Origin of the sequence: Psychrobacter sp. Arc9 (assembly GCF_041431295.1) — a bacterium.
In the GTDB taxonomy this organism is placed as follows: Bacteria; Pseudomonadota; Gammaproteobacteria; order Pseudomonadales; family Moraxellaceae; genus Psychrobacter.
In genome coordinates, this window is sequence record NZ_JASMRK010000001.1 from 277,693 (window position 1) to 290,701 (window position 13,009).

9 protein-coding genes are annotated in these 13,009 nt (G+C 41.7%); 2 read left to right on the forward strand and 7 right to left on the reverse strand.

Annotated elements, in window-relative coordinates:
• Positions 1 to 230 precede the first annotated feature (230 nt).
• From QO187_RS01110 to leuC, 5 genes are all read right to left on the reverse strand, one after another.
• Entirely contained in the window at positions 231 to 1,352 is a 1,122-nt protein-coding gene (locus QO187_RS01110; protein WP_102094923.1) for a L,D-transpeptidase family protein, read from the reverse strand.
• Positions 1,353 to 1,731: 379 nt separating this feature from the next.
• Positions 1,732 to 2,835: a 3-isopropylmalate dehydrogenase gene (leuB, locus tag QO187_RS01115; RefSeq protein ID WP_102094924.1), complete on the reverse strand. Its 1,104-nt coding sequence runs from the start codon at positions 2,833 to 2,835 to the stop codon at positions 1,732 to 1,734.
• Positions 2,836 to 2,897: 62 nt separating this feature from the next.
• Positions 2,898 to 3,617 (reverse strand): hypothetical protein, encoded by a 720-nt coding sequence (locus QO187_RS01120; RefSeq protein WP_102094925.1) that lies wholly within the window; start codon positions 3,615 to 3,617, stop codon positions 2,898 to 2,900.
• Between the two features lie 136 nt (positions 3,618 to 3,753).
• Positions 3,754 to 4,404, reverse strand: coding sequence for a 3-isopropylmalate dehydratase small subunit (gene leuD, locus QO187_RS01125; protein WP_102094926.1), 651 nt, complete (start codon positions 4,402 to 4,404; stop codon positions 3,754 to 3,756).
• Positions 4,405 to 4,546: 142 nt separating this feature from the next.
• Positions 4,547 to 5,965 carry a 3-isopropylmalate dehydratase large subunit gene (gene leuC / locus QO187_RS01130; RefSeq protein WP_057759320.1) on the reverse strand — a complete coding sequence of 473 codons (1,419 nt, stop codon included), beginning with the start codon at positions 5,963 to 5,965 and terminating at the stop codon, positions 4,547 to 4,549.
• Between the two features lie 374 nt (positions 5,966 to 6,339).
• On the opposite strand from leuC, the gene QO187_RS01135 reads away from it, so the two are divergent.
• Positions 6,340 to 7,212: a LysR family transcriptional regulator gene (locus tag QO187_RS01135; protein WP_101205469.1), complete on the forward strand. Its 873-nt coding sequence runs from the start codon at positions 6,340 to 6,342 to the stop codon at positions 7,210 to 7,212.
• 457 nt (positions 7,213 to 7,669) lie between these two features.
• Positions 7,670 to 9,169: a sodium/proline symporter PutP gene (putP, locus tag QO187_RS01140; protein ID WP_298807952.1), complete on the forward strand. Its 1,500-nt coding sequence runs from the start codon at positions 7,670 to 7,672 to the stop codon at positions 9,167 to 9,169.
• 558 nt (positions 9,170 to 9,727) lie between these two features.
• Here putP and QO187_RS01145 read toward each other — a convergent pair.
• Positions 9,728 to 11,083, reverse strand: a complete 1,356-nt coding sequence (locus QO187_RS01145) for an outer membrane protein transport protein (RefSeq protein WP_102094927.1) — start codon at positions 11,081 to 11,083, stop codon at positions 9,728 to 9,730.
• 313 nt (positions 11,084 to 11,396) lie between these two features.
• Positions 11,397 to 12,896, reverse strand: a complete 1,500-nt coding sequence (locus tag QO187_RS01150; protein ID WP_371546717.1) for an outer membrane protein transport protein — start codon at positions 12,894 to 12,896, stop codon at positions 11,397 to 11,399.
• Positions 12,897 to 13,009 lie beyond the last annotated feature (113 nt).

A 13,009-nucleotide genomic window follows, 5' to 3' on the forward strand; every position in this document is an offset into this window, starting at 1 on the left:
ATTAGCATTGGTAAGATACAGCTAATAACTGAATAGCTACGTTATCGCTGATAGCTGATATGACGCTTGGGTAGTGAAACTGATAATAATAATGAAAATGCTAATCTGCTCATTATTGCCTATCAATATTTTAGTTATTTAGTATTGACTGTTTATACTTACCACAAAAAATACCGCTAGATTTTAGCGGTATTTTTTTGTCCATTTTTTATGATTTAGTACTGCCGTGTCTAACTAAACTCGACAGTTGCGCCGTTTTTTATGACTCCTAGCAAACTAAGCGCGTCCCAATTGGTCAAACGCACACAGCCTGCTGATGCCTGACGACTGATACGAGCAGGATCTGGCGATCCGTGAATGCCATAAGTTGGTTTACTAAGTCCAATCCATACCGAGCCAACTGGATTGTTAGGACCTGGTGGAATGATAGACTTGCTACCATCATTGGCCGTATAAGTGTAGTTGGGCTCGTGCACCTTTACCTTGACAGTATGAGTACCTGTTGGTGATGGTGTCGCTGTACTGCCCACTGTCGTCGGATAGCTAGCGATCAAATTATTGTTCTCATCATAAGCGTAAAGTGTTTCAGTGGCTTTATCAGCGACAACGCGATGCACAGGCTTGGTATTAGGATTACCAGGGTTGTATACCGTAATGATTTCACCGGCAGTAAAACTGGCATCAGGATTAAGCGATTTTAAGTACTTTTCACTAATATGAAACTTCTCTGCCAACGCCTCAGTAATGCTTTCGTAGTACATTCCCTCAAGCTTGGATTTGGCAACAGAATCAGCAGGTATGGTTGTGGTTTTGACATTCACGTCTGCTTCAGTAAGCTGATAACTGACTAGTACTGGTTGAGCCGTAAGCTTCTCATTCTTGGTCAGCGCTTGCCACGTCTCGTTGTTCAACGTATCGGTTACGTCTAAGCCATTTGCTTTTTGAAATGCCTGCATGGCTTTGCGAGTATTTTTGCCCCAGTAGCCATCGACAGGCCCTACTCCATTGTGATGCCAGTTTAATAGAGCCTGCAGCTTCGTTCCTATATTACGATCAATATCTGCATCTGCCGTCCAAGTGACATTGTTTATCTTTTTTGCATTGTCAGATAGGTTCTCAGTTGTGTATTTAATCGTAGGTAGTAGCTTATTCAATGAAATCGCGGCTTTACTATCTCCTGTTAACTTTTGACTTACGCCATTAGTCACTGGACTGACTTCTGCCGGAGCCTTAACGCTATTATTTGCGTTCACACTATCCGTTGTCTCTGCTGCAATGCTTTGTCCCATCAGTAGTAAGCTAGAGAGACTAAGCACTGTCAATGCTTTACTGATTCTTGTTAGTTGATACATGTAACACTCCTCATTTAATAAATTCTATTTTTATTTTCAGTTTTCAAATACTACAGTCTTTAAATTCTATATAACTTGATTTCGTTAATCTTACGTTTACTCTTATGCTTCTGCTAAAAGCAAAAGATTTTAAGTCTTTTACGAGTCATCAATATTGTCATATTACCTTGTGAGCATATAACAGCTTTGTGTTAAAAGGAGCTTTGTTGTACAGCGTCTCTGTTAATAAGGCGCTTATAAATAAGCTTTGCTAATAGATAAACGGTAAACGATAAACGATAAAAAACCCATAAGCCACTTAATAGCTTATGGGTATATAACATGCAAAATGAGCTTGCAGAAAATGCTATATAGGAATAGCCTTTAAACGCAAATTAACTTATATCAGTTTGGCCAAGACCGCCTGACCCATTTCCTTACAGCCTACCTGCTTAAGTCCAGCTTCGCTGCTATCTAAAATATCTAACGTACGTAGACCATCATCAAGCACATCACTAACTGCCTGTTCAATTGCTTGTGCCGCATCTTCCTGTTTAAAGGTATAACGCAGCATCATAGCAACAGATAAGATAGTCGCTAATGGGTTGGCTTTATCTTGTCCTGCGATGTCAGGCGCAGAACCATGACACGGCTCATACATACCCTTACCTGACTCATCTAAGCTCGCTGATGGCAACATACCGATAGAGCCTGTCAACATTGCAGCTTCATCAGATAGGATATCGCCAAACATATTTCCCGTCACCATGACATCGAACTGCTTAGGATCTTTAATCAACTGCATGCAAGCATTGTCGGCATACATATGTGATAACGCCACATCGCTATAGTCAGCTTGTTGCACTTCGATCATCGTCTGTTTCCACAGCTCGGTGACTTCTAATACATTGGCTTTATCAACTGAACATACCTTAGCTGCTGTGCCCGCTGCTTGCGCACGCGTTTTTGCCAATTCAAAGGCAACTTTACCAATACGCTGAATCTCACTTGTACTATACACCATCGTGTTATAGCCTTGTTGCTCGCCGTTTTCTAGTGTGCGAATACCACGAGGCTCACCGAAATAGATACCGCCTGTCAGTTCACGAACGATCAATAGATCTAGACCTGAGATAATTTCAGGTTTGATACTTGAGGCATTAGCCAACTGTGGATATAGCTTGGCTACGCGTAGGTTGGCAAATAAACCAAGCTCACCGCGGATTTTCAATAGACCGCGCTCAGGACGTTTACTACGCTCGATTGTATCCCATTTAGGACCACCAACTGCTCCTAGCAATACGGCATCTGCGGCGCGAGCACGAGCCAATGTCTCATCTGGCAAAGGCTCACCAGTTGCATCAATAGCCACACCGCCAATTAATCCGGACTCAAGCGTTAAGTCAAGTGAAAACTTATCATTGACAGCTTTGAGCACGTCAACGGCTTGGGTCATGATTTCAGGGCCAATACCATCACCCGCTAATGTTAAAATCGTTGCCATACTGATCCTTTTGAAATATTTTTATTGGTTGGTTATATTTTTGAGCTTTTTATACTCATATTTTATGCTGCGATTTTTTTGGCTATAGGTGCTGATGTTACTGCTTTGGCCATACCAGTCTCTACAAACTCACCTTGATGCTCAGCGTCTAGTTGCTTACAGAATCGGCGCTGTACTTGAGTACCTTGCAATAGCTCAATACATAAAGGCTCAGGTGATGCTGTGTCCAATAGACTGCCTGATTTTTCGCTGCTCTTCTTTTGATAAGCACGTAACTGATAGGTACCCGCTTCAGTAAAATCATGAATCATCGCAAAACGCTCAACATAGCCCATGTTATTCTCTGGATAAAAATTAACATGTACTTCGTGTTTGGCAGGCATGACCCGTGCATAGTAGTTAGTCAATCCTGGCATACTTGAAGGCGCTAACGACACAACTTTTATGTCATTTTTATTGACCAGTGGCGTCATATCCATGTTCATCGATGTTTTCGCCATACCTTCTTGACGTGGTAAGGATGTCATAATCTGAGGATTGATTGGCTCGTGACTGTTGGGCGCGATAATGAGTGTTTTATCTATCTGCACAATTTCGCAATGATATGTACCCACACAGGCAATATTTACTTCGCCAGTAACGGGTTGGATCTTACCTACCCATGCTTCAGCACTCTCTGCCTCATTTATTTTTTGATAGCCCGTCAATAGCTGACAGCCTGACAATAATAAGCTTGCAGCAACAATTGTACTTGTCCATAGAGCATAACGTTTTGTATTCATAATGGCGGCTACTATTCAAGAGAGATAATAAAATGTAGTGAAAAACTATCCTTCATTTTAGACAGTTCACCGCCATAACTCAACGCTGCGTTGCGACTACTCATATTTTATTAGCAATAGATTATAGAATGACCTTCTACGCTCGTACGTCGTTAAATATCCACGGTGTTTTTTGCATCATTTGTTGCTCATAATCTTTGATAGCATCACTTTGTTGCAAGGTTAAACCAATATCATCAAGTCCGTTTAACAAGCAATGTTTGCGAAAAGCATCTACTTCAAAGGCATACTCTTCACCAGTTGGTGTAATAACGACTTGACGCTCAAGATCAGCGGTCAATTCATAGCCTTCGTTCTCAAAAGTCGCCTTCATTAACGTATCGACAATCGCTTCATCCAACACAATCGGCAACATGCCATTTTTGAAACAGTTATTGTAAAAGATATCTGCAAAACTAGGCGCAATTACCGTACGGAAACCATACTCTGAAAGTGCCCAAGGTGCATGCTCACGACTAGAGCCACAGCCAAAGTTTCTACGTGCTAGTAAGATAGTAGCACCTTGATAACGTGGTTTGTTTAATACAAAATCTGGATTGATGACTCGTGTGCTGTTGTCTTGACCAGGATAGCCTTCGTCAAGATAGCGCCAATCGTCAAATAGATTTACGCCAAAACCTGTACGTTTAATAGACTTTAAAAACTGTTTTGCGATAATTTGGTCGGTATCGACGTTTGCGCGATCTAACGGGCAAACGATACCTGTTTGGGTGTTATAAGCTTGCATAAAATTTCCTATCAATTGTATTTTTGCTGGCTGATGATCTTGATAAGCATGTTAAATAGTAAATAAGTTTTTACCATCTTTGACAGCATGCTCATATATTTATCGTTAATACAAGCATGATGTCAGCTACTTATTATCAGACTTAAAACGTACGAACGTCTACAAAATGACCTGCCAACGCGGCGGCAGCTGCCATTGCTGGGCTTACCAAATGCGTACGACCACCATTACCCTGACGACCTTCAAAATTACGATTAGACGTTGAAGCGCAGTGCTCTTGCGGCTCAAGCTTGTCTGCATTCATCGCAAGACACATCGAGCAGCCCGGCTCACGCCATTCAAAACCAGCTTCAGTAAATAACGTATCCAAGCCTTCAGCCTCTGCTTGCAGTTTCACTTGTCCAGAGCCTGCAACAACGATCGCTTCTTTTACGTTATCAGCAACTTTGCGACCTTTGATTACCGCTGCCGCATCACGTAAATCTTCGATACGTGAATTGGTACATGAACCAATAAATATACGATCAAGTTGGATATCCGTAATTTTCTGACCAGCTTCTAGCCCCATATAAGTATAAGCGCGTAACCAGCCTTCTTCTTGAGCTTCATCAATAGCTTGATCTGGTGTCGGTACAGATTGCGTGATATCTACCACCATCTCAGGCGATGTACCCCAAGATACTTGCGGTGCAATCTGACTACCGTCGATTTCCACTACAGTATCAAATACCGCGTCATCGTCTGAATATAGTGTACGCCAGTAGGCTTCCGCTTGTTCCCATTGTGCTTCGCTTGGCGCATATGGACGACCTTTGACATAATCAATTGTCGTGTCATCGACCGCAACCATACCAACACGTGCACCTGCTTCAATCGCCATGTTACAGACGGTCATACGGCCTTCCATACTCATGTCTTCGAACACTTGACCTGCAAATTCAATCGCGTGTCCTGTTCCACCTGCTGTACCAATCTTCGCAATAATAGCTAATACCACATCTTTTGAAGTGACGCCAGCACCAAGTTGACCAGTGACACGGATTTGCATATTTTTTGATTTCTTTTGAATCAAACACTGTGTGGCCAATACATGCTCAACTTCAGAGGTTCCGATACCATGAGCCAAGCAACCAAGTGCTCCGTGAGTCGCTGTATGCGAGTCACCGCAAACAACCGTCATACCTGGCAAGACCAAACCTTGCTCAGGACCGACCACGTGCAAAATTCCTTGACGGGCATCATTGATAGTAAATTCAGCAATATCAAACTTGGTGCAATTATCGTCCAAAGTGACAACCTGCAAGCGTGATACCTTGTCTTTAATCCCAGGCACCCCTTCTAAGCGCTCTTTAGTGACGGTCGGCACATTATGATCTGGACTGGCAATGTTAGCCGATAAACGCCATGGCGCTCTATTTGCCAATTCCAACCCTTCAAATGCTTGTGGACTCGTCACTTCGTGCAACAGGTGGCGGTCGATATAAATCAGGCTCGAACCATCGTCGCGCTTAGTGACTTCGTGAGCGTTCCAAAGTTTGTCATATAACGTTTGACCAGCCATGTTGCTATCCTTTATAGGTTACTAATTACTTAATTTTTACTTACTTGCACATTGCCAAGCAAAGATTCTATGTAAATGCTATGTCTATCTATAATGTTTGATAATTACTGTCATATCTAAGATTTAAATACTATTTCTTTATGAGACCCAACATATGACTAAAATTAACGCTTAAAATACGTTTTAAGTGGCAAATAGCCAGTTTTTTAGGATAAATATGTCACAATACGCCTCGATGTCTTGTGATTATAGCAGGCAAATCCTATAATAATAATTGATGATTTTTAACCAGACGCAAACTTTTTTTTCTAATACGTTGTGATTGGGTCAGCCAACTTTTATTTATAGCTCCTAGAGTAGCTAAGGACATTCGTTTGAACACCACAAACTTGACGACATTCGTTACCGTTATGCACACTGGCAGTATCTCAGGTGCCGCAGAAAAGCTGTTTATCACTCAGCCTGCTGTCAGTAAACGTATCAAAAACTTAGAAGACGAGTTTAACATTACCTTGTTTGATACGGTAGGACGTGGGATTGTACCTACTCAAGCGGCTAGTGAAATGCTACCTCATGCTAAACGTTGGCTAGAAGACTATGAGAACTTTAAAATCAACTTGCAGCATTCTCAGCATATCGTCTCTGGCAAATTAGTCATTGGTACTAGCCATCATATTGGCCTACATCATTTAGCACCTGTCCTGAAACACTTCATTCAAGCTTATCCAGCTGTTCAGTTAGAAGTACACTTTGTAGATTCTGAAAAAGCTCATAAAGCAGTACTAGATGGTGATTTGTCTTTAGCCTTTGTTACGCTTCCACCTGTCTACGATAAGCGGCTAACCTATCACACGCTCTGGTCAGACCCTCTTTATTTTATGACGGGTACGCTATCACCTTTGGCTACCAAATCAAATGTCACTTTAGAGCAGTTAGCGCGCTACCCTGCCATTTTGCCTTCTGCCAATACCTTTACCAGTCAAATTACCTTGGCTGAGTTTGCCAAGCACAATCTGAAGCCTTATGCCACGATGAGCACCAACCCTCTTGAGTCTATCCGTATGCTGGTATCTGTTGGTCTTGGTTGGTCAGTACTACCACAAACGATGGTCAGTCAAGACTTGGAACGTATCGATATGGCTGACAATATTGAATTACAACGCTATTTAGGTGTGGTTATCAATCCAAAATTAACTCAATCTAGCAGCGTGACCGCCCTACTAGACTTACTTGCGCCTATTGAATAAAAAGAGCTCGCTATAACAGTCTAACCATTAAGCTATTCGCATTTGTGACTCTCATGCGTTATAATACGCTTGACGTTGTTTTTATAACAAAAATTTACCACAAGGACACTGATAGTCATATATTGAATACTTCTAGTAAGATATGATGGTTAACAGTAGGTTTAATGGTTTTGATTGATTGTATAGGTTGCTAATACTCATATACAAATAGCAGATGCGAGCAATAACAATAGATAAGTGGAATGCGAAATTCCCATTGTTCTCTATCTCTATATGAGTGCTAGCCATAGAACGACATCAATCATATATAACTACAGAAGATACTGAAAAAAGCCATTATGTCTTAATTAATGGCTTTTTTTGTCTTTAAATATTGTTTTGGACATCGCCTTGTAGGACAGAACTTTTATAGTTAAAAAATAATTACAGCCAACCATGTTGGTTAAGGACAATTTATATGAACGGAGTTTCTAGTGGCGTGCTGATATCACTCGGCGCCTATTTCTTAGTGATGATTGGGATTGGTGTTTACGCTTATTTTAAGCAAGCCAATGATACTGAAGGCTATATGTTAGGGGGTCGTAACTTAGGCCCAGCAGTAACCGCACTTTCTGCAGGTGCATCAGATATGTCAGGTTGGTTACTACTTGGCTTACCTGGTTATATGTTTGCCGATGGTGTGGTCAGTATTTGGATCGCGCTTGGTTTGACATTAGGTGCATTATTAAACTATCTCATCGTAGCACCTCGCCTTCGTGTTTATACTGAAGTGGCTGACAACGCTATCACCCTACCCGATTATTTTGCCAACCGCTTTGAAGACAAGTCGCACATGCTACGCGTCATCTCAGCAGTGGTCATCATTCTATTCTTTACCGTCTATACCGCTGCAAGTCTTGTAGGTGGTGGTAAACTCTTCGAAAGCTCACTTAACCTATCGTATAGTACTGGCCTATGGGTTACTGCTGGTGTGGTTGTGGCTTATACGCTATTCGGTGGTTTCTTAGCAGTATCTATGACCGATTTCGTACAGGGCGTCATCATGCTGTTTGCCATGGTAATCGTACCTGTCGTTGCCTTTACTGATCTTGGTGGTATTTCAGCCACTACAGAAGCGGTTAGAAACATCGACCCTACCCTTTTAGACGTTACTAGCGGTATGAGTGTTATCGGTATTATTTCGTTAATGGCATGGGGCTTAGGTTACTTTGGCCAACCGCATATTATCGTACGTTTTATGGCGATTCGTTCAGTGAGAGATGTACCGACTGCACGTAATATCGGTATGAGCTGGATGGTTGTGAGTCTTATTGGTTCACTAATGACTGGTTTTGCTGGTCGTGCCTACGTACAAAAAACTGCGATGACGCTGGATGATCCTGAGACTATCTTCTTAGTATTCACTCAGTTCTTGTTCCATCCATTGGTTTCAGGCTTCCTATTGGCAGCTATTTTAGCAGCAATTATGAGTACTATCTCATCACAGCTATTGGTTGTATCAAGCTCTTTAACCAAAGATGTATACAAACTATTCTTTGATAAAGATGCACCAGAAGCTCGCCAGGTATTGGTTGGTCGTGTTTCTGTCGTAGTGGTTGCTCTAGTATCTATCATGCTTGCTTCTAATCCAGATAGCTCAGTATTGAACCTAGTTTCTAATGCATGGGCAGGATTTGGTGCAGCGTTTGGTCCATTGGTTATCTTCAGCCTGACATGGCGTGGTATGAACCGTAATGGTGCTGTTGCCGGTATGGTTGTTGGTGCTTTGACTGTTATCCTATGGATTTATGGTCCTTTCCAAGTAGATGGTATGGCATTGAATAGCTGGTTATATGCTATCGTCCCAGGCTTTATCTTAAGTACTATCGCTATCTTTGCTGTTAGTATCATGACTGGTGGCCCAAGACCTTCAGTTTCTGCTAAGTACAAAGAGATGGAGCTAAACTTAAATAAATAAGTTTACGTAATATCTTAAGTTTATTGCTATAAAAAAACCTCGTCACTATTGGCGAGGTTTTTTTCATGAGTGACGACTTAGTATATTTAACCTACTACAGTATTAAACAAAGAGAACTTATGATCAATGAGACAGTAGTATGGATAGCTCTGTGATGGATATACTAAGCCAGATTGTCCTAGCCTATTTGGCATTCCAACTGCTGCTCACTTTTACGAAGTAAGCCTTTATCAACAATACTTCTTTTCTTAATATCACATTTGATTATCTATTTAGATCTTTTCCTTGTGTACCTCAAGTATGCTACGTTATTAACAACTCATTCGGTAAGGTACGAGTGCGTATAGGTTCTTAAATGCAAGGGTATTTGCTGTATATGGACACTAAGCTAAACTAGGCAAATAAAATGTAGTCGTGCTATATGAATTAGTACTATAAAGATTATATTTGCTGTTCTATCTATATTTGAGAACTTACAGTCAAATAGGTAATAGAAAGCCCATAAAAAAGCGACCTATGATAGGTCGCTCTTTGTTAGGTTGCTATTATAAAGTCAAATTATCTCGCTTGATAAGATAGCTTCACACCAGCGATAAAGCCGTCATTATCTTGGAAATCACCAACGATCTTTCCACTAGGTAGACGACCTTTTGCATCACCGAACCATAAGTATTTACCACCAGCAGACACTGCCCAGTTTTCCGTCACGTTGTATTTGGCACCAAGACCGACGCTGTAATAGCCATCGACAGGACCTAACGACGTTGTTGGATCACCGGCACCACTATCCCAACCCACAGTACCACTTATAGCAAGTGCAGGCGCGACACGCTTGGCAAGACCAAGCTCCACTTGCCATTGGTCATCTTCGTATTCAACCAAGTCCAAACCATCAGGGCCGTAATTACGTTTACTAACGTCATTATATAATGGTGGTGTGATGGCAAAATCGCTCCATGGTACCCAACGGACTTTTGCCGTTGCTAAAGTAGTCGGATTGATACCTGTTTGGAAATCAAAGTTGACTGATTTAGGGGTTGTAATCTCATAATTACTGTTCCGGTTAGCAGCCGCAGCCCCTATAGCCGCTGCCTGTGCTGGAGTCGCTCCTTGCTGCAAAGCAGCTCCTTGAGCCAAAATACCTGCTATAGGATAATTCTCAGAGATATCTATATCATGGTCAATCTCAGAACGATAAGTCAACGCTGCTTTTAGAGCAATTTCAGGCTTGCTATAGGCAATACCTGCTATATAACCGTAATCCATATCAGGATTGCTGTTTGAGGTATAACCACTAGCAGGCCCATAAGCTAAGCCACGCAGCTTGGTTTCAGATTGGATACGCTGAGCAACTGGACCACCATAAATTTGGAAGTTTTTATTCGCGCCGAACTTCATACCAAGGATACCCGTTAGGCTTTGGCTACGAACTTCTACATTGGTATTTTCACCTGCAGTACTTGCTTCGGCTAGTGCTATGGCACCTGCAGTCTGTGGGTCTACACCATCACCTACCAAAGCCCCTCCTGAAGCATTCCTGTCTTCACTTGCCACAAAATTGCTTTGAGTATACTCAGCAGCAGCACCAAATGGCTCATCGTATAAGATACCAACACTGAAAGTATCGTTAATATCTGCTTTTACGCCATAACGGAAGAAGTCATAAGATTCAGCAATGTCGCCCGTTTTATTGCCGCGCTCATAGTCATTTTGGCCAGGGTTGACATTCGCACTATCGTAGCCGCTTACATCAGCGTCAATATAAGTATAGACCGCTTCAGCGTAAGTGCCATCTTGAAAAAAGGCAGTGACATCTTGACCTGAGCGATCCAGACCAGCAGCGTTGGTTACGCTAGCAACAGAGAGAGTAGCAATAGCTACTGCGAGGGTTTTCAAATGAAAGGTAGTGCGCATTGTGTATCTCCAACGGTCCTTGTTGTATTAATACTTTAATAACCATTATGTAGCATTGCTATGCTCGATATTGATATTACTAAAGTCTTGTCCTAAGTTGAATACTAATGTCTTTTTGACACTAAAACAACATTTAAAGTGCTTTATTTCTCAATTATGACTGAACAGTACATATAAGATATAAATAAAATGCTGTGGTTTACTTTTTGTCTTTAATGTGATTTTTAAAAATACATAATAAAAAAGCGACCCTTAAAGGATCGCTTTTTTATCAATAACATTTAGGAGTTTTACTATATAACTAAGCTATGAATTACTGAGCTTGGTAAGAAACCTTTACACCAAGTACAAATCCATCGTTGCTTTCGAAGTCGCTCACAATAGCTTTCGTTGGAATCTGACCTTCTGCATCTCCAAGCCATAAATACTTACCACCGGCAGATACGGCCCAGTTCTCAGTAACGTTGTATTTAGCGCCTAAGCCTGCACTATAGTAGCCTTCGATAGGACCCAATGAAGTTACAGGGTTGCCAGCACCACTATCCCAACCGACAGTACCACTTACTGCCAATGCTGGCGCTAAGCGTTTGGCCAGACCTAACTCTACTTGCCATTGGTCATCGTCATAGCTGACTAAAGATAAACCTTTATCATCATTAGTTGCTTGCTTGCTTACTTCATTATAAAGTGGTGGAACGATTGCAAAATCACTCCATGGTACCCAGCGTACTTTGGCAGTTGCTAAGGTTGTAGGGTTAATACCAGTTTGGAAATCGAAGTTAACTGATTTAGGTGTAGTAATATCTAGCGTATTACCTTGATTCGCTTCACCACCTAAAGCTGCTACTACTGGATATATCTCATCGATATTCGAGCTGTGGTCAATTTCAGAACGATAGGTCAAAGCCGCCTTTAGAGCAATTTCAGGTTTACTATAAGATATACCAGCGATATAGCCATAGTCGGTATCAGGACTAATATGAGCGGTATAGCCTGTAGCAGCACTATAGGCACTACCACGAAGACTTACATCAGCTTTGATACGCTGAACAACAGGACCACCGTACACTTGGAATTCTTTGTTTTGACCAAACTTAGCACCTAGGATACCTGTGATGCTTTCGCTACGGACTTCAACATTTGTGCCTTCATCATTCGCAAGGCGACCATCCGCAAAGCCTTCTAATTGCTCAAGTTGATTTAACTGTGCTTGACCTTCTGCTAGCTGCGTTTCGCCAGCGGCGATACCTGCTAAACCAGCATTAATCTGTGGACGCAGTGCAGGCTCAAGTGCTGGGTTTTGATTAACAGCTGCTTGGGCTTGTCTTACTTGCTCTCTAACTGCATTTAAACGAGTTTCAGCAGCAGTTAACTGGTTTTGAGTACCTTCAACTAAACCTTTCAACTCTTCTACATTATTAACGCCTAATCCACCTAGACGCGATGCAATAATATTATTAACAGCATCAGTTGGTGCGCCTACAAAGTTATTATTTCCAGTGTAATCGGCTGCTGCACCAAAAGGCTCATCATATAAGATACCAACACTGAATGTATCGTTGATATCTGTTTTTACGCCATAACGGAAAAAATCATAAGACTCTGCGATGTCATCGATCTTATTACCTGAGGTATCTTTACCAGTAACATCAGCATCGATATAAGTGTAGACAGCTTCTGCATACGTGCCGTCTTGTAGGAATGCGGTGATATCTTGGCCTGAGCGATCAAGGCCAGCAGCACTAGCGACGCTAGCAACAGAAAGAGTAGCAACAGCTACTGCAAGAGTTTTTAAATGAAAGGTGTGGCGCATTTTATATCTCCAAACATCCGCATTGTTTTACTGTTTTACCAAGTATTAATTAATAGGTAATCAGCATCCGAGGTGGGAGATAGTAAAGACTTTTTAACACTAAAACAACTACA